Genomic DNA, 18,313 nt, shown 5'->3' with positions numbered 1-18,313 from the left:
ATGGCTGGAATTGGTTTTACATTAAAAAAACTATTTAGAGAAGAATCTTACTCCAGCCGCACCAAGGCTTACTTGTATTCAGCCCTGGTAGCGGCAGGGCCGTGGATTGCCTCTGTAATTACAATTAATACAATAATATTTATAACAGAGATTTTTGTTCCCATACCTCGGGAGAAACAATTATTAATGGGAACCATGGTATACAGTTTTGTGTTTTCCCAGATTTTTACCGCTCCCTGGCAGATACTTATCACACGATATATTTCTGACAAGCTGTATTCACAGGAATACGACTTTATTCGTCCCTCCTTTATAGGGCTGAATAAAATTCTTGCCAGTTCTGCTTTTATCATGGGTATCATCTTTTATTTTAATAAAGACATCCCATTTATATACAAAACGATGTCTGTATACCTCTTTATAATTATAACAATGATCTGGATCTTGATGGTGTATATGAGTGCTGTCAAGAATTATCAGCTGATTGCCTGGGCCTATATTCTCGGAGGAGTGCTGTCAATAGCGTTAACACTTTATTTCTCAGGGAACCCGATACCTTTTTCTTCACTGCAGTATGCCTCCAACCTCCTGTTTGCGTATTTGGCAGGGTTAAGTGTGACGTTTCTTGTTCTGGCATATAATTTTTTATCTACTTTCTATTTTGGAAACCGCCTGGAATTCGATTTTCTGCGATATTTCAGTAAAGTGCCCAGTCTGTTTTTGGTTGGTTTGTTTTATACCCTGGGTCTGTGGATAGATGATATTATTATGTGGTTTAGTATAGCGGGGGTGAGGGTTTACGACACTTATCTTTATGCACCTATTTATGATAATGCTGTGTTCCTGGCGTATTTGACAGTAATTCCTTCTATGGTTATGTTTTTAGTATCTGTTGAAACGTCATTTTATGATGAGTACAAGACCTATTACGGGATGGTAAACAAGTCAGGTACTTTTGAGGAAATAGAATTTGCCCGGAAGGAGATGGGGAGGTCTCTTTATCGTGAACTGTTGCGGACATTTCAGGTTCAGGCCTTGATTTCGGTAACGTTGGTGATGCTTTCCGGCCCAATTTTTGATTTTTTTAATATCAGCATAATTATCAGGGACATTTTCAAGGTTTGTACAATGGGTGCACTTTTCAATATCTTCATACTTTTAATTGTGCTTGTTTTATTATATTTTGAAGTTAGAATAAAAGCCATATTGATTACTTTCCTGTTTTTTGCCTCCAATCTTCTTCTAACCGTTTACTATGCTGGCAAAGGCCTGAAATTCTATGGTTATGGTTTTACCATTTCTTCTTTGATTACTGTTATGATAGCGATGGTAATATCAGCCAGGCTTTTCAAAAAGCTGAATTTTGCTACCTTCGCCCTTCAGCCGGTTTTTGAAGAAAGAGAAAAAGGCCTGTTTGTCTTGATTGCAGATTATTTAAATAGGTACCAGGGCAAACCTGCTGATGAAAAATCAAGACTTCCGCTTCAGCAAAACACAGGTCATGGAATCGATATATAGTTAAAAAGAGCCCATAACAACCTTATCGCCGGCTGTCATAAATCCCTACAGACCCTACAGCAACCTTTCGGCTGCTGCAAAGCCTTACAGAACCTATAACAACCTTTGTCAGACCATAATAAGCCCTTACCGAGCCTGTAATGACCTTTCGGCCATTACAGACCCCTAAGCCTTATATTCAGAGCAATCTGAAAAGAAGCTTTCCAGAACCTATTATGATCGTGGCCCGACTATTACAAATCCCTTTTGAGCCCATAGTGATCGTTCGGACCACTATAGACCCATACGAGACCTGTAATAATCTGCGCTCCGGCCATTACAGAGCCAAAGAAGACCCTGTAATGACCTTTGCTCGACCATTACAGACCCTGATAAGAGCCTGCAATGATCTTCGCTCGGCTGTTATGAACCCTTTACGTTCAATATTGTACCCCGATATGTTTTAATGATACATGACAGATGTTACCTTTTAAAAGACTAAGAAAGCATAAAAGAGCCCATAACAACCTATCGCCGGCTACCATAGATCCCTACAGACCCGGCAGCAACCTTTCGGCTGCTACAGAGCCTTACGGAACCTATGACAACCTTTGTCAGACCATAATAAGCCCTTACCGAGCCTGTAATGACCTTTCGGCCATTACAGACCCCTAAGCCGTGTATTCAGAACAAAATCTGAAAGACCCTTCCAGAACCTATTATGATCGTGGCCCGACTATTACAAATCCCTTTTGAGCCCATAGTGATCGTTCGGACCACTATAGACCCATACGAGACCTGTAATAATCTGCGCTCCGGCCATTACAGAGCCAAAGAAGACCCTGTAATGACCTTTGCTCGACCATTACAGACCCTGATAAGAGCCTGCAATGATCTTCGCTCGGCTGTTATGAACCCTTTACGTCCAATATTGTACCCCGGAATATTTTAAAAATACGCCTCTAACAAAAAAAAATCTTGTAAAAAGGTTTTTAACCTGGAAATGTGGAAAATACTAAGGTAAGAAAAGTTTCTGAAAAAGAAACATAAAAGAGGATTATATTTTGAGACTTACCAAGCGGTTAATGACAATTGCAAAATTTATTTCGACCGGCAGTGTAGTTGCAGACATTGGTACAGATCATGCTATGTTGCCGGTTTATTTAATAAAAAATGGTATTTCTGAAAAAGTCATAGCCGGAGACCTCAACAAAGGGCCACTGGAAATGGCAAAAAAAAATGTGATTGAAGCTGGTTTCCTGGATCGTATATTTCTTAGACAGGGCAATGGGCTGGAAATAATCAGTTCCGGTGAAGTGGATACGGCGGTTATTTCAGGAATGGGAGGTTCAACAATCCGAGAGATTATTCAAAATGCCGGGAGTGCTGCCAATAGTTTAAAAAAAATGGTCCTCCAGCCAATGAATGATTCTCGGCGGTTGAGGAAATGGCTGGTAGAAAACGGGTGGGCCATTGATGATGAAGAAATTGTTGAAGAAGATAGCCGTCTTTATGAAATTGTCTGTGTTGTCCGCGGAGTTGAAAAAACGATGGATATAGATATAGTATCCGTGGGCCCGCGGCTTTTTGAAAAAAAACATCCGCTTTTGCTTAAATTGATACGGAATGAATTAGAGAATTTTAATAGGATTGTTTCAGATATGGAAAAAAGTGCTTTATCAAAAACTATTTTAAAAAGGTCCGAAGTTCAGAGGGAAATTGATGTTTTGGAAAGGATAGAAAAATGCTTGCTCTTAAATGCCAGACAGTAATTAATTTAATTGAACAGTATTTTCCCAAAAGGCTTGCTGAGGAATGGGACAGTGTGGGCCTTCATGTTGGAGACCCCGCGACTGAAGTAACAGGGATTTTGGCAGCCCTTGATGTCAATTTTCAAACAGTAGCTGAAGCCGTATCCAAGGGCTTGAATATGATTGTTTCCCATCATCCTTTGATATTTAAACCAATAAAGCATATCAGAAATGACCTGGCCTATGGCAGGATATTAACGGAACTGATAAAAAATGATATTAGCGTATATTGTGCCCACACCAATATGGACAGTGCCCAGGAAGGAGTAAACCAGGTGCTGGCTGATTTGTTGGGGCTTCAGAACCTGCAGGTATTAAACCCTGATAAAATTGGAAAACTATATAAACTGGTGGTTTATGTTCCCCAGGGTTATCAGGATACTGTCCGTGAAGCCATGACCAGGGCCGGTGCGGGGTGCATTGGCAATTATTCTGAGTGTACTTTTTCAGTACAAGGAACCGGTACTTTTAAAGCTTCAGAAGGGTCTGACCCGTTTATTGGTCAAGTGGGTGTGCTGGAAAAAGCAGACGAATTTAGAATGGAAACAGTAATTCAGGAAGAATATGTTCAAAGAGTTGTTAAAGAAATGATTAAAGCTCATCCTTATGAAGAAGTGGCTTATGATATTTTTAAACTGGAAAACCCCGGTAAAATTCAGGGTCTTGGAAGAATGGGCAAACTTCCTCAGCCTGTTGAATTCGAAGAACTGCTTAATAATATTAAAAGAAAACTGAACATTACAACCCTGCGCTATGGAGGCAAATTGGATATGACAGTTCAAAAAATAGCTGTTTGTGGTGGAAGCGGAGCCAATCTGATGCATAAAGCCGCGTTTATGGGAGCAGATGTATTTTTAACCGGTGATTTGAAGTACCATGAAGCACAAGAAATTTTGACGCTTAATCTGGGCTTTGTGGATGCCGGGCATTATGCTACCGAATTCCCTGTTGTTAAGAAGGTTGCAGGTTTGCTGCGGGATGGTTTCAAAAAAGCAGGATACAGCGTACCTGTTCATGTTTCAGAAAATAACAGTGATTCTTTCAAGTATTTTTAAGATAGAAGGCCATATTGCCTTCTATTTTTAATTTTAATATAAAGTTTAAGAAATAAAAAAGGGGTGATTGACTTGGGAATTATTGCATGCCTTTGGGAAATACAAAATCTTAATGAAAACAGCCTGAAAATTCAGCAACAAATGAAATCGATTCCTGAATACAGAGAACTTAAGGAGCTGAAAACAGAGATTGAGACACGGCAGAAAGAAGTACATTCATTAAAAAAGGAACTAGAATTAGTGAAAAAAGATATTGGTCTTGAAGAAGAATCACTGGCAGCAATCAAAACTAAAATTGAGAAGGCAAGTAATGAACTTTATGGAGGTCAAATTAGCAGTTCCAAGGAATTGGAGTCAGCCGAAAAAAATCTTACCAAACTTAGGGAGCAGTTTAGTGTAGTTGAAGAGAAGATATTAATAATTATGGAAAATGCAGATAACTATGAGGAAAAAATTAAAAATATGATATCTTCACTGGAAGACCGGAAACATTGTTTTAAAGACTTGAACAGCAGGTATAAAACCGCAAAAGAGGAAATTCAAAGTAATCTTGCTGAGGTTGCTTCACGCAGAGATAAGCTCAGGGCAAAAGTTCCACCGGAAGAGCTGGATATGTATGAGAACCTGTGTTCCAGATTTAAAGACGGAAAAGGGATTGCTGCTTTGCAGGGGGGAATTTGTTTGGGGTGCAATATGAGTGTTTCTTTTGATATATTAAAAAAAGTAAAAATCCGGCATGATGTTAAATGTGATAATTGTGGAAGGCTCTTGATAATTATGAAATAAAAAATTACTTCTTGTCTGTTTTCATAAGGCACATAAATATCTCTAATCATATAATGGTACAAAGCAAATCCATTTAAATATGAAGACAGTAGGGAGTGTATGAAATTGAATACATTATACATAGCGGTTGCCGGTCATGCCCGCCAAAATAACGGAGAATCCGGTATTGGAATATGTTATTATAATGATCCGGCCGGGGTGCCATTTTATGAGGAAGCGGAATACCTGGGTATAGAGACTCAGAATTCGATAGTATATCATGCGATTTTCAGAGCTTTATCAAAGGCTGTTGAATGGAAGTTTAAAAATGTGGTCATATTATCTGATAATCGTCTTGTAGTAGGTCAGCTTGCAGATAATATGTCTGTACGAGCACATAGTATTATTCCACTTCACGAAAGTGTAAAAAAAATCTCAAAGACATTCAACAGTCTGAAGATATCTTATATAAAGGCTAATAATAACCAGAGGCCTAAACAGCTAGCAAAGGCTGCCTCGGCTGCATCACTGGAACGGATAACTGCTCAAGCGTTGAATTTCGAGGTCTATCCAGGAATTTCGGGGCTTATTCTTGCCTTTACTCCTAAAATGATGCTTGTCAGGTTTAATTATAAAAAGGGCTCGAAAATTGGAGTTCACAACCATTATCACGAACAGGGCAGTTATATTGTACAAGGGGCACTGAAATATGTTGTTGCCGACCAGGATATTGTAATGCTTAAGGGTGCCGGTTTAGTGGTCAGCTCTTACGCGAACCATGAGATTGAAGCTTTGGAAGACACTACGGAAATGGTTACATATCAACCGATGAGGGCAGATTTATTGGAAGTAAGCATGAACAAATAATCTGGATAATAAAGGTGTTTGACTTATTTCGGGAAAAATGTTACGATAATTATCCAAAGTTGAATATAAATCGAGTAAATCAGGTGATCGCGGGTACCAGTCCGAAAGGAGGTATCTGAGGAAAGTCCGGGCTCCACAGGGCAGGGTGCTGGGTAATACCCAGTGGGGGCGACCCTAAGGAAAGTGCCACAGAAATAAACCGCTGCGGTATAAGGGCAGAGCCTTTATGGCGAAGCTCAGCCGCAAGTAAGGGTGGAAAGGTGAGGTAAGAGCTCACCAGCAGCCAGGTGACTGGTTGGCTAGGTAAACCCCACCTGGAGCAAGACCGAATAGGGGAGCTATGGAACGGCCCGTTCCGCTCCCGGGTTAGGTCGCTAGAGGCGGCTGGTAACAGCCGTTCGAGATAGATGATCATCCAATGACAGAACTCGGCTTATCGATTTACTCGGTTTTTGCTTACGGGAAACTGGATGTGTATATTTATACATTTGGTTTCCCGCCAGTTTTTTGTTGCAGGGAAAACTATTCCTGCTTTTTTAATTTTATTGTGTGATATTAGCAATTTACACCGAATTTGGTTGCTTTAAACATAAAGTTGACCCGAATTTATTGTCTGATGTGTTAATATTATAATAAAAAAAGGATTTCAGTTTAAAAGACCGAAAAATCAATTAATAATAAAGAGCCAAATGGCTAAGAAAGGGGTGTTTCTGTGTCATTGAAGACCTCCTTTAAAATGGTAATGCTAATGGCAGTTATCTGCATTATCATTGTATTTTCAGGCCAACCTGCTCAAGCTTTGCAGGTGAAGCTGATTGACTCATGCATAGGTGTCGATCATCCTCCCTTTCAACAGGACTATTCAGGTGATGGGTTAAGTTACCTAAATGTTGGACTGACCCTGCCGCTGGAGGCCTTTGAAGGTAAAACCATAACTGGTACACTGACGGGCAATGGTGAGACTGTTGAGGCTGTTGGTGAAGTTGATGATAGTGGGCGTGTGTTTCTTTCTTTTAGCTTATATTCATATGGGAATTATGAAGTTAAAATAATAGATGAAACTGGTAGTCTTATCTTGGAACAGACTGTGGCTGTTGGTCCTGAGGAGTCGGCCTGTGCCCTGGAAGGGCTTGCCAAGGCTCAACCACCTCAGGCGGAGCAGGAACCGGTGCGTGAACCTGAGCCGGAACCTAAGTCCGAATCGAAACCAGAGTTGGATTCCGGGGCGGATGTGACTTCAGTGCCCGGTGGGGAATTTACCTGGTGGGTGCTCATAGGTATTGGCTTACTCATAGGAGCAGCCGGGTTGATACTAATGCGTTCGCACCGGTGTGAGAAGGAGTTCCAGGCTTGGCTTGATGCCGAGCGACGGCTGTTGGAGGCACGCGCTGCAGCGGCAAATGCCCGTACTGCTGCGGAACAGACTGCCACTGCTAAGTCCGGAATTGAAGCTGAGCTTGCCGATGTCCGCCGGTCATACCCAAGTGCGGGTAAGCCTGGAGGTGGCGAGGCATGGGTTGAGATGGACGGTAAACGGATTACCAGTCGTGATGTTGCTTTGCGACGCGAGGCTGAGCAGGCTGCTTGGGAAAAATACCGCGAGAACCCTAGTCCCGAGTCCGCTGCGGATTTGGAGGAGGCATGGCGTGATGCTAATACACCTGAATCCGAAGAAGAACGCCGTGAGATAGATGAGCGTGCCCGGGACCTGGAGCGACAGCTTGAGGAGGCTCGGGATGCCGAAAACGATGCCCGCCGCAGGGCTGCCGATGCTGAACGGGACGCTGAGAGAGCCGCCGGTGCAGCTGATGCTGCCCGCCTGGTTTATGAAGAGTGCATAGGCAAGGCTTCAGCACCGGCGGGGACAGAAGGGGCCGGTACCGGGACCGGTGATGATGGAACGAAAGTTTCCACAGATGGGGCAGATGCTGCAGAGACTCGCGAGCGAAGGTGCCGTGAAGATGACCCTTCACAGGAGCGCAATATTCGTGAACTGGGTATTGTAAATATCCCGGTACGCCTTGATGTAAATATTGCCGGCGGAGGTGCCCATGATGCCGCCAGGGAGGCAAAAGAGATCAGTGGCCGGCTCGCAGATGCCTCGGAAAAACTAGGGTGGCTTAGTAAAGCGATGGATATCAAAGGCATTGGAAGCAGCCTCATGCGCGACCGTTCCGGATGGAAGGCTTTGGGGGCCGGTGGCGCGCCACTTGCAGGCACTATATCTGGTACACCGGTACCGACTTCTCCGGGGCAGGCAGCAGTAGACTTTTTATCTGTAACCGCCGGTATTGCGAGCGTGATTATAGGTAAAGTTCCCGAGCTGCAGGAACGCCGTCTGCCTGACTGTGAACTCACTATAACGATTTATAACCGTGTAATGCGTGCCACCTGTGCTGAGGTATGGGTTTGCCGCGACGGGCAATGGGTTCAGGATGGGACAAGGTTTAAATTAACAGTTATACGGGAGAACCATGGCCGGAGATATTGGGATGCCTTTACATGGGCACAGGCCCAGCGGGAAATCGAAAAGTGGGAAGATATCCAGATGGCGCGGCTACAGCGTGCTATGGACGAACTTGCACGTCTGGAAGCGAGGTGTGGGCCATGACCAGGAGGAAAATTGGTTTGATACTGGCAATAGTTGGCTTTGGCCTAGCCGCTGTGGGTGCCTTTGGGCTGGTGTCCGGACTGCAGGCAGCGAAACAGACGACTCTGGCGGTCATACAGTCCGAACCGTCTAAGCCTGTCCCACCACCAGTTTTCATTGGTGTCCTTGACAATCCGACTGTTGCCTTATATGCTTATGATAACCTTGAAGATGGAGCGTCTGATGCTCCAGCGTTTCTAGATGTTTCTCGGGTTACGGCCCATACTGCTGATAATCCGGTGACCGGTTCCAAGGCGGATTCGCTGCTTATCGAGCTTCCTGCTGTGCCGGAACGCCGCCCATTCACTGTGCTTGTCCTGGTAGAGACAGACCGGACGATTACTCCCGGAGCCCCTGACGATATCTTGGGACTGCAGTGGATGCTGGTCTTTGCTGATGACAAGTTTGTCAAATCGGCGCGGCGGGTTGGAATAGATAGTATCACTGATGAGCCGTCAGACCATTTTAACTGGCGCTATAAAGGGCTTGGTGACCTGGCTGAGTTGGAAATCTATGGCCCGCCCGGCACAAAATATTATGCTGTAATGATAAGCAATGGTACGTACTGTTCTCTTACAATGCCGTGACCTGTCGGAAAACTGTATTTGACACAAAAAACAAAACGAGGTATCATATTAATGGGCATATGCCCGCTATGTCTGCATTATATATGCTTTAAGTAAGTCACGGTAAGTTACATTAGGAGGTGCAATTTTGTTTTCAGACAAAGTTCTTAATCATTTTGAAAATCCCCGTAATGTGGGTAGAATAGAAAAACCTGATGGTGAGGGAGTCATGACTTCCGGAGAGTGTGGAGATTATCTTTTGATTACCTTACAAATCGATACTGAAGAAATTATTACAGATATTAAATTTCAGGTAAAAGGTTGTGTAGCAGCGGTTGCAGCCAGTAGTATGACTACGGAACTGGCAAAGGGAAAACACATTTATGATGCATTAAACATAAGTGAGATTGACATTGTTGATTCCCTTGACGGACTTCCGGATGAAAAGATACACTGTTCTGTATTGGGAGCGGGGGCACTAAAAAAAGCCATCTATGATTACTTAGGCAGAAAGCTAATTGATTAGAAACGCAGTCATCTTCTGAAGTATTTTATTCATTATTTGGTTGGCAGCAACGGTTCAAATAACCGTTGCTTTTTTCTATGGCAGGAATTAAGTTATATTAGTTGAAATACATTGATAAACTTTTCTTCTGACAGGAGGCTGGCTGAATGAAAGCGAAGACAACTGATACGTCCCGCTCAACTAAGTATTTGGCCCTATATAATAAACTTGACAGTTTCATGAAAGAAAAGCTGGGCCGTGATGATGGGTTCAGTCATACAAGAATGATAAATGAGCTGTCCAGAAGGGACATTCTGTTTCGAAGATATGAGAGTGAGCTAAAATCGTTTGCCAGGTTAAGGAATGCTATAGTTCATAATAGGTACCCCGACAAGGCCGTTCCCATAGCTGAGCCCCATAAATATGTGGTCACTAGGTATGAAGAATTAATTAATCAAGTTTTTAATCCACCTAAAGCATTGTCCATAGCTATAAATAGACGTGCAATTTATACAACTACCTTGGATGCTAATGCAATTGATGTGATGAAAACAATGAATGAAAATAGGTATACTCATGTTCCGGTACTTAAAGAAGATAAAATGTATGGAGTTTTTAGTGAAAATACTGTATTTTCATATATAGCTGAGAACAAAATATTTATTGAAGAACATGCTGTGATTTCAGATTTTATTGATTTTATTCCAATTGAGAAACATAAAGGAGAAAAATTTTTGTTTATTGAGAGGGATACACTGGTTAGCGATGTTGAGAAAATGTTTCGCATCGAAAAGAAAAGACATTGCCGTCTCGCAGTCGTATATATAACTGAAAATGGCAGTCCGGATGAAGAGCTCTTAGGAATGATTACTTCATGGGATATAGCTGGAGTATAAAAAGTAAAAGTAAAGGGGTGTTTATATGCTTGAATTGCTAATGAAGAGAAGGAGCATCCGAAAATATAAACCTACTGCCATTGAGCAGGAAAAAATTGACAAACTGGTGAGGGCGGCGCTTTTATCGCCATCCTCCAGAAGAATCAATCCCTGGGAGTTTATTGTTGTTACCGACAAGGAAGTTATCACAAAACTGGCAGTTGCCAAGGAACATGGTTCTAGCTTTTTAAATGGGGCTCCACTAGCGATAGTTGTGGTTGCAGATGAGACTAAAACTGATGTCTGGGTGGAGGATACATCAATTGCCGGTATCATTATTCAACTGGCAGCAGAGGATATGGGACTCGGATCCTGCTGGATACAGATAAGAAAAAGGATGCACAACGCAGAACGCACATCAGAGGAGTACGTTCGGGGACTGCTGGACATGCCAGAAAATATTAAGGTTGCTTCAATAATAGCTATTGGATACCCAGATGAAAAACCGGAATCACATTCAGAAGCTGAACTCATGTTTGAAAAAGTTTTTATTAATAAGCATGGTAAATGTTACAGGAGGGATAAAGATGGGTAACATTTATAACGGGATAACTGAGCTTATTGGTAGTACACCACTGGTTAGGCTGCAAAAATTAAATTACACCAGAACTGATATTTTGGTTAAGCTGGAATCCTTTAATCCGGGTGGAAGTATCAAAGACCGTATCAGTCTAAATATGATTGCACAGGCTGAACGGGAAGGCAGAATCGGCGAAAATACGGTAATAATTGAGCCAACCAGCGGGAATACCGGAATTGGACTGGCAATGATTGCGGCAGTAAGAGGGTATAGGCTGATATTGACTATGCCTGATACCATGAGTCTGGAAAGAAGGAATTTGCTCAAGGCATATGGGGCTGAGCTAGTTCTGACACCTGGGGCGGAGGGTATGAAAGGTGCAATAAGCAAGGCCCTCGAATTATCCGAGGAATACCCGGACTCCTTTGTGCCACTCCAGTTTGAGAATCCGGCTAACCCCGAAGCCCACACCAACACAACTGCCAGGGAAATCTGGGATGATACTGATGGTAATATTGATATATTTGTTGCTGGGGTTGGCACGGGGGGAACAATTACCGGGGTAGGAAAGAAACTTAAAGAACTGAAACCGGATATACAAATAATCGCAGTTGAACCTGCAAATTCTCCCGTACTTTCCGGTGGTGCTCCCGGTCCCCATAAAATTCAGGGCATCGGGGCAGGTTTTGTACCAGATGTTTTAAACAGTGAGGTCATTGACGAAATCATTACTGTTACAAATGAAGAGGCTATGGATTTAGCCAGGAGGACAGCTGCCGATGAAGGAATACTTGTGGGAATATCATCCGGTGCGGCTCTTTATGCAGCTCTTAAGGTTGGCAGTTGTCGGGAAAACAGGGGCAAAATGATTGTAGTAATGTTTCCGGATACCGGTGAACGATATCTTTCAACAGCGCTGTTTGCCAATGATTAAACTTGTGAAAAGCGGGATTTTTATCGACAAAACTACTATTCATAATAGTATTAAGGCACTGACCATGCTGCCAGGCTGTTTGACCTTGAGGAGCAGGGTAATATTATAATCCAGAAGTCTACTATTGACCATAATTACACAAGGCAGTAAACTTAATATAGTACTAACTGTAATAATACGTATATTATTTTTTGTGAAGGGAGTGACTGAGGGATGTTTTTATCGAAATATATTTTGGACTTTAAGCCGCATAAACTGGGCCTGAAAAAAGTACTGGGTGACCTGGAAGCTGAAGTTATGAAAATTATTTGGGAAAAGGAAAAGGCCACGGTCAGGGATGTTTATGAACATCTGCTGCTGAACAGGAACCTGGCATACACTACGGTTATGACAATAATGAGCCGTTTAGCTGATAAAAAGCTGTTGACTAAAGAGCCTAAAGGCAATGCTTTTGTGTACAGCCCTGTCGTGTCAGAGGCGGAATTTGCTGGTTTTGTTGCCGGTGAAGTCCTTGACGGGCTTATGGAGGATTTTGCCGAGCCGACCTTTTCTCATTTGCTGGACAGGCTGATTGAGGAAAGCCCAGCTAAACTTAACGAATTGGAAAAGCGGATAAAGGAATTCAAGGAAAAGGGGGGGATTTAAAGTGTTTTATACTATCTTGGTTAAGTACTATGTTCATCCCTTTATCCTTTATGGATTATTCGGAACCCTGGTAAGTTACCTGCTTGTCCTATTTATTGTACGGTTACCGCTGTTCAAGGATGCCAGGTCAAGGGCGGTGTTCTTTGGCATCCCACTGGTTGTACCAGCTACGGCTTATATGTTAAGAAGGGTGCTTATGCTTGATACTTGCAGTGTTTCCGAACATACTATCGGGCCGATTGATAGCTGGTTTTGTTTTGCTGGAAATGTGCTGGCTATTGTTCTGACCCCGTTATTTTTATGTTCAGTGATATTTGCTATTGCTAGACTTATCTTTAGTGTTTTTGCATCACGCAGTTTTATAAAAAAATACGGGTTTGCATCAGAGGCCGACTGGCCAAAACTGTTTGCAACTCTGAAAATGATCTGTCTTAAAGCAGAAATAAAGGTTCCGGGCGTTATCGTTACCCGGGACGTATTTGCCAGGGCTTTTACAGTGGGATATCGTTCCCCGTTGCTCGTTCTTTCTGAAGGCCTGCTTAACGGGCTGGATGAAGATGAGTTGGAGACTGTAATGGCGCATGAATTGGGGCATATAGTCAGGGGAGATTCAATTTTAAACAGGCTGCTTTTTTTCCTCAAAGACATCATGTTTTTTGTTCCTCTGGTGAGGATAATTTACCGAAACTATTCGGCTGAGAAAGAAAAGGCTTCAGATGACTTTGCCGTAAGACTTACTGGTAAACCAATGGCACTTGCGCAGGCACTGATAAAGGTATGGAAAATGTCAAGTCACAATATAATTGACGAACTTCTGCCATATATCAGGCTGACCGATAATGGCAGAGTTCTGGAAAACAGGGTGGAAAGGCTGATTAACGGAGAATATAAGGTTAACGGCAGTTTGAAGTTTACTGCAGCAGCAGCAATGGTTATAACAATTTTATCAATCTATGCCCTTAAATGGGTTTGCTGATCTTGGAAAATTTTTTATTATTATAGGCAGGGATTTTGGTATTAATGAATAAATATAAGGTGTTAATGGCAAAAAATATATGAAACAGAGAGACAAAGGAGCAGTTTCATGAAAGAAGTAACTATATATACTGACGGGGCTTGTTCCTACAATCCCGGCCCCGGCGGTTGGGCGGCTGTCTTGATGTTTGGCTCCCATGAAAAGGAGATTTCGGGATATGAAGCCCAAACCACAAACAATCGGATGGAACTGACTGCTGCAGTGAAAGCCCTTGAGGCCTTGAAGGAACCTTGCAGGGTGAGTTTATATAGTGACAGCGCTTATTTGATAAATACCTTTAAACAGAAATGGTTGGAGAAGTGGCAGCATAATGGCTGGAAAACCAGTAATAAAGGGCCTGTAGAAAATCAGGACCTTTGGAAACAACTGATGAAGCTAACCGGAGAACATACAGTGGAATGGATTAAAGTTAAAGGACATGCAGACAATGAATATAATAATAGGTGTGACCGCTTGGCCAGGGATGAAATCAAAAAGCGGGCTTAAGTAACCCGCTCTTTATTAGTGCAAAAGTGTATCGATTTTATTTCTGTCAAACCCGATTACGGTTTCGCCGTTGATAATTAATGTAGGTACGGCCATGCTTCCTGTTTTTTCAGACATTTCCTGCCTTGCTTTGGCATCTGTGGCTACATCAAAGTCCTTGTAGCCGGCGCCTTTACGTGAAAGATACTCTTTCACCTGATGACAGGCAGGTCAAGTCTTGGTTGTGTACATGATAATTTCATTTCCCATTTTTAAACCCCTTCCTTTTACTAAGCTTTCCTTACAAACCAGATAATCATAATGTGAAAACATTAAATTGATTAATCATCAATTATATAATTTCCAGACATTGTTACTGCTATACGGAAAGACAATACCAAAATTGTGAAAACACTTCCATGTCATGCATATAGTTCCAAAAATATGGTCAAATTATGAAAACAAAGGAAGACTGAAAACTTCGACAAATTAGTTGGATATTGGCGAAGGAATTTAAAAAGTTTTTGTAGAATATCTTATTTAATAATTAAAAAATTGTTTTTTTTGTAAAGGCAGCAAGTTTTTTCATAGGCAGGCTGCAACAGGCCTGTCAAAAAAATTTCATATTACTACTAATCGGGGGGCGTAGATATTGAAAAACTATCAGACGAGTCAACTGAGAAATATCGGGGTTTTTGCCCATGGCGGTGCAGGTAAGACTTCGCTGGTCGAATCAATGCTGTTTAATACCGGAGTAATAAACAGACTAGGCAGAGTAGAAGACGGCACAACAACTTCAGACTACCACCCGGAAGAAATCAAAAAACAAGTAACCATTCACACCTCACTGGTTCCCTGCGAGTGGAACAATGTTAAACTTAATTTGCTTGATTCACCCGGTTTTTCGGATTTTATCGGTGATGTACAAGGTGTTCTCAGGGTAGTGGATAATGCTCTTTTTGTTGTTTGTGCGGTTGCTGGTGTTGAGGTTCAAACCGAACTCATCTGGGATATGGCAAATGAGACCAGCCCGGCCAGGGTAATGTTTATCAACAAGATGGATCGTGAAAATGCGAATTTCGAAAAGGCAGTCGGAGAAATCGAACAGCAGCTGCCGGGCAGCTTTGTTCCCGTTCAGATTCCCATAGGATCAGCGGAGACCTTTAATGGATATGTCGATGTAATTGCTCAAAAGGCTTATGCTTACAAAGATAAAGGCGAGGTAAGCGAGATTCCGGTCCCTGATGAGCTGGCAGATGCTTTGGAGCTTTACCGGGAAAAGCTTCTGGAAAGCTCTGCTGAAATGGATGATGACGCTTTAGAAAAGTATTTAAATGGAGATGAATTAACTGAAACAGAGATAATGAACGGTCTTAAAGCAGGAATCCAAGAGGGCAAAATTACACCGGTGCTTTGTGGCTCAGCTACCAAAAACCTTGGTGTAAAACAGTTAATGGATTTCATGGCTGAGTTTTTTGCAGCTCCGGAGGACAAATCTTCTGAGTCTTTGTCAGCCCTTGTTTTTAAGACCCTGGTGGATCCATTTGTAGGAAAGATGAACTTCGTTCGGGTATTCTCAGGCAGCATTAAGGCAGATGTTCCTCTATATAATGCTACCAAAGAAAAAGCTGAAAAAATAGGCCAGATACTTTATGTGCGGGGCAAGCATCAGGAAAATACCACCCAGGTACCGTGTGGTGATATTGCAGTTCTTGTTAAACTACAGGATACTAATACCAATGACAGCTTAAGCCTTAAGGACAAGCCAATTAAACTGGACCCTGTTGTATTCCCTGTGCCGACTTTTACAGTGGCAATTGAGCCCAAGTCCAAAGGTGACGAGGATAAACTGGGGAACGCTATCAGCAGGACTCTGGAAGAAGACCCTGCTTTAAGAGTGGAGAAAAATGTGGAAACACATCAGACATTGCTTACCGGTATGGGGGAGATGCACCTTGATATTACCCTAGATAAACTCAAGCGGAAGTTTGGTGTTGATATAATTACTAAAGATGTAAGGGTGCCTTACCGGGAGACCATTCGCGGCACTGTTAAGGTTGAGGGCAAGCACAAGAAACAGACCGGAGGTCATGGTCAGTATGGTCACTGCTGGTTGAGAATCGAGCCTCTGGCTGAAGGCGATTTTCAATTTGGTGAAGAGATTTTTGGCGGTTCTGTTCCCAGACAGTATATACCGGCAGTTGAAAAAGGTGTCAGAGAAGCCATGGCTGACGGTGTGCTTGCCGGTTATCCGGTTACCAATGTTAAAGTTGTGGTTTATGATGGGTCATATCATAATGTTGACTCATCCGAAATGGCCTTTAAGATTGCTGGTGCCCAAGCATTTAAAAAGGGTGCCCAGCAGGCTAAACCGACTCTTTTGGAGCCCATAGCAGATGTTGGAGTAAAAGTTCCGGAAAACTATACCGGTGACATAATTAGTGACTTTAATACTAAACGCGGCCGTATTCAGGGGATGGAACCCGGGGAAAAACTGACAATTGTGAAGGCTCAGGTTCCCATGTCCGAGATGTATCGGTATGCTATTGACCTGAAGTCAATGACTCAGGGCAGAGGTTCATTTGAAATGGCATTTTCCCATTATGAAGAAGTTCCTGCCATGCTGGCAGACAAGATTGTCGAAAAAGCCAAGGCAGAAAAAGAAGCGGCAGAGAAATAGAAAAGCTTATTGTTAAAAACCGGACCTGGACCTTAATGTACTACAGTACAAGGGTTTGGGTCCGTTTTTTTCCTGTCAGCCTTAAAGTTTTAATGTGAAACAGACGATGAATTATAAAAGGATAAATGCAACTCTGGAAAGGAGTTGATATAAATGAAACAAAACAAAAAAGATATAGTAATATTAATGGTTGTTATAGGAATTATAATTTCTGTAATAGGCTTTGCTAATTTAATGCGGGAGATAAGAAATTCGCCAGTGTCAAGTTATGATAATATGGAAGCTGGTTCTGGATTGTATAATGAAGTTCCGAATGGTCAGGAAAAAACAGAAAAAGCTCTTACCCCAACAAAAGTTAGGTTAATCATTGATGTAATAATGGGGGGTGGTCTGTTAGCTGGCTTATCGCTCATTTTGCGGAAAAAGACTAATTATATGCTAATTATTGTATTAGTTGGGATTATTATAGTATTAATTGACCTGTACCTTAGAAGATTATTCGGATAGCTGAGAATGGCCTTAAGTCTTGACCTCAAAAAAACTTTGATATATTATTAGAAATAACTGTTTCCAATATTGTTTGAAAAAACCTAAAAGATATCCGGAGGTGCTCTAAAATGGGTTCAAAAATGATCGCAGTTGCGGGAAAAGGCGGTACAGGTAAAACAACTTTTACAGCTTTGGTGTTGCGTGAGATAGTGAATGCAAAGAAAGCGGCCATCCTTGCCGTAGATGCGGATCCAAATGCTAATCTTAACGAGGCTTTAGGGCTTGAAATAGATAATACAATTGCTGAAGCGGTTGACTCTGTTAAAGCTAATAAAATACCTACAGGGATGACCAAGGAAACATTTATCGAATGGCAGCTCAGTCAATCTCTAATTGAAACTAAGTATGTTGACCTGTTGGTATTGGGTGTTCCTACCGGTCAAGGGTGTTATTGTTATCCCAATGACCTGCTCCGCCGTCATTTGGAAAAATTAAGGGAAAACTACGATTATGTTGTCACTGATAATGAAGCGGGATTAGAGCATTTGAGCCGTCAAGTAGTTCAGGACATTGACTACTTCTTTATTATAAGTGATGCTTCAGCACGCGGTATTCGGTCTGCCGGCAGGGTAAAGCAAATTGTTGATACTTTGCATACAAATGTTCATAATATATATCTTGTTGTAACAAAGGTCATGGAAACAGGCATAGATGACCTTATGGGAGAAATTGAAGCAACCGGGCTTCAACTAGCGGGTACTATTCCTTATGACCCTCAGGTTGCTGAATACGATTTAAAGGGTAAGGCGTTGTATGAACTGCCGGAGAGCTCCAGTGCAGTTATGGCTGTAAAGGAAATTATCACCAAAGTAGGAGTTTGAAAAATTACAGGT

At 42.2% G+C, this 18,313-nt stretch carries 18 protein-coding genes and 1 other RNA gene; 18 read left to right on the top strand and 1 reads right to left on the bottom strand.

Annotated features, from left to right (window positions below; all coding sequences use genetic code 11):
* The 15 genes from pelG to rnhA all read left to right on the top strand — a co-directional run bounded on the left by pelG (window position 1) and on the right by rnhA (window position 14,272).
* A complete protein-coding gene (gene pelG / locus ABFY19_RS10685) occupies window positions 1-1,518 on the top strand; it encodes an exopolysaccharide Pel transporter PelG (RefSeq protein WP_418790640.1) in 1,518 nt (505 codons plus the stop codon).
* A gap of 1,043 nt (window positions 1,519-2,561) precedes the next feature.
* Window positions 2,562-3,269 (top strand): tRNA (adenine(22)-N(1))-methyltransferase, encoded by a 708-nt coding sequence (locus ABFY19_RS10680; RefSeq protein ID WP_418790639.1) that lies wholly within the window; start codon window positions 2,562-2,564, stop codon window positions 3,267-3,269.
* Window positions 3,242-4,363, top strand: coding sequence for a Nif3-like dinuclear metal center hexameric protein (locus tag ABFY19_RS10675; RefSeq protein WP_418790638.1), 1,122 nt, complete (start codon window positions 3,242-3,244; stop codon window positions 4,361-4,363). Before ABFY19_RS10680 ends, ABFY19_RS10675 begins: the two co-directional genes overlap by 28 nt.
* A 72-nt stretch (window positions 4,364-4,435) precedes the next feature.
* Window positions 4,436-5,149, top strand: a complete 714-nt coding sequence (locus ABFY19_RS10670; RefSeq protein WP_418790637.1) for a zinc ribbon domain-containing protein — start codon at window positions 4,436-4,438, stop codon at window positions 5,147-5,149.
* 105 nt (window positions 5,150-5,254) lie between these two features.
* Window positions 5,255-5,995 (top strand): reverse transcriptase-like protein, encoded by a 741-nt coding sequence (locus ABFY19_RS10665; RefSeq protein ID WP_418790636.1) that lies wholly within the window; start codon window positions 5,255-5,257, stop codon window positions 5,993-5,995.
* Window positions 5,996-6,066: 71 nt separating this feature from the next.
* An RNA gene (gene rnpB / locus ABFY19_RS10660) (RNase P RNA component class A) lies at window positions 6,067-6,447 on the top strand.
* Window positions 6,448-6,707: 260 nt separating this feature from the next.
* The gene (locus ABFY19_RS10655) at window positions 6,708-8,606 is read left to right on the top strand and encodes a hypothetical protein (protein WP_418790635.1); all 1,899 of its coding nucleotides are present in this window, start codon (window positions 6,708-6,710) and stop codon (window positions 8,604-8,606) included.
* Window positions 8,603-9,232, top strand: a complete 630-nt coding sequence (locus ABFY19_RS10650; RefSeq protein ID WP_418790634.1) for a hypothetical protein — start codon at window positions 8,603-8,605, stop codon at window positions 9,230-9,232. Before ABFY19_RS10655 ends, ABFY19_RS10650 begins: the two co-directional genes overlap by 4 nt.
* Window positions 9,233-9,359: 127 nt before the next feature.
* Window positions 9,360-9,737 carry an iron-sulfur cluster assembly scaffold protein gene (locus ABFY19_RS10645; protein WP_418790633.1) on the top strand — a complete coding sequence of 126 codons (378 nt, stop codon included), beginning with the start codon at window positions 9,360-9,362 and terminating at the stop codon, window positions 9,735-9,737.
* Window positions 9,738-9,883: 146 nt separating this feature from the next.
* On the top strand, window positions 9,884-10,612 hold the full coding sequence (locus ABFY19_RS10640; RefSeq protein ID WP_418790632.1) for a CBS domain-containing protein: 729 nt from the start codon (window positions 9,884-9,886) through the stop codon (window positions 10,610-10,612).
* 25 nt (window positions 10,613-10,637) lie between these two features.
* Entirely contained in the window at window positions 10,638-11,186 is a 549-nt protein-coding gene (locus ABFY19_RS10635; protein WP_418790631.1) for a nitroreductase family protein, read from the top strand.
* Window positions 11,179-12,105, top strand: a complete 927-nt coding sequence (gene cysK, locus ABFY19_RS10630) for a cysteine synthase A (RefSeq protein WP_418790630.1) — start codon at window positions 11,179-11,181, stop codon at window positions 12,103-12,105. The genes ABFY19_RS10635 and cysK overlap by 8 nt, the downstream gene beginning before the upstream one ends.
* A gap of 213 nt (window positions 12,106-12,318) precedes the next feature.
* Window positions 12,319-12,750: a BlaI/MecI/CopY family transcriptional regulator gene (locus ABFY19_RS10625; RefSeq protein ID WP_418790629.1), complete on the top strand. Its 432-nt coding sequence runs from the start codon at window positions 12,319-12,321 to the stop codon at window positions 12,748-12,750.
* A 1-nt stretch (window position 12,751) separates the two neighbouring features.
* The gene (locus ABFY19_RS10620; RefSeq protein WP_418790628.1) at window positions 12,752-13,726 is read left to right on the top strand and encodes a M56 family metallopeptidase; all 975 of its coding nucleotides are present in this window, start codon (window positions 12,752-12,754) and stop codon (window positions 13,724-13,726) included.
* 108 nt (window positions 13,727-13,834) lie between these two features.
* On the top strand, window positions 13,835-14,272 hold the full coding sequence (rnhA, locus tag ABFY19_RS10615) for a ribonuclease HI (protein WP_418790627.1): 438 nt from the start codon (window positions 13,835-13,837) through the stop codon (window positions 14,270-14,272).
* Window positions 14,273-14,287: 15 nt separating this feature from the next.
* Here rnhA and ABFY19_RS10610 read toward each other — a convergent pair whose 3' ends face one another.
* Entirely contained in the window at window positions 14,288-14,467 is a 180-nt protein-coding gene (locus ABFY19_RS10610; protein WP_418790626.1) for a glutaredoxin domain-containing protein, read from the bottom strand.
* Between the two features lie 436 nt (window positions 14,468-14,903).
* On the opposite strand from ABFY19_RS10610, the gene fusA reads away from it, so the two are divergent.
* The 3 genes from fusA to ABFY19_RS10595 all read left to right on the top strand — a co-directional run bounded on the left by fusA (window position 14,904) and on the right by ABFY19_RS10595 (window position 18,301).
* A complete protein-coding gene (fusA, locus tag ABFY19_RS10605) occupies window positions 14,904-16,931 on the top strand; it encodes an elongation factor G (protein WP_418790625.1) in 2,028 nt (675 codons plus the stop codon).
* Window positions 16,932-17,084: 153 nt separating this feature from the next.
* Window positions 17,085-17,438, top strand: a complete 354-nt coding sequence (locus ABFY19_RS10600) for a hypothetical protein (RefSeq protein ID WP_418790624.1) — start codon at window positions 17,085-17,087, stop codon at window positions 17,436-17,438.
* 110 nt (window positions 17,439-17,548) lie between these two features.
* A complete protein-coding gene (locus ABFY19_RS10595) occupies window positions 17,549-18,301 on the top strand; it encodes an AAA family ATPase (protein ID WP_418790623.1) in 753 nt (250 codons plus the stop codon).
* Window positions 18,302-18,313 lie beyond the last annotated feature (12 nt).

Source organism: Phosphitispora sp. TUW77, from assembly GCF_048453025.1.
GTDB lineage: Bacteria > Bacillota > Thermincolia > Thermincolales > UBA2595 > Phosphitispora.
The sequence above is the reverse complement of the archived record's forward strand: the minus strand, read 5'-3'. Positions and strand labels throughout refer to the sequence as shown.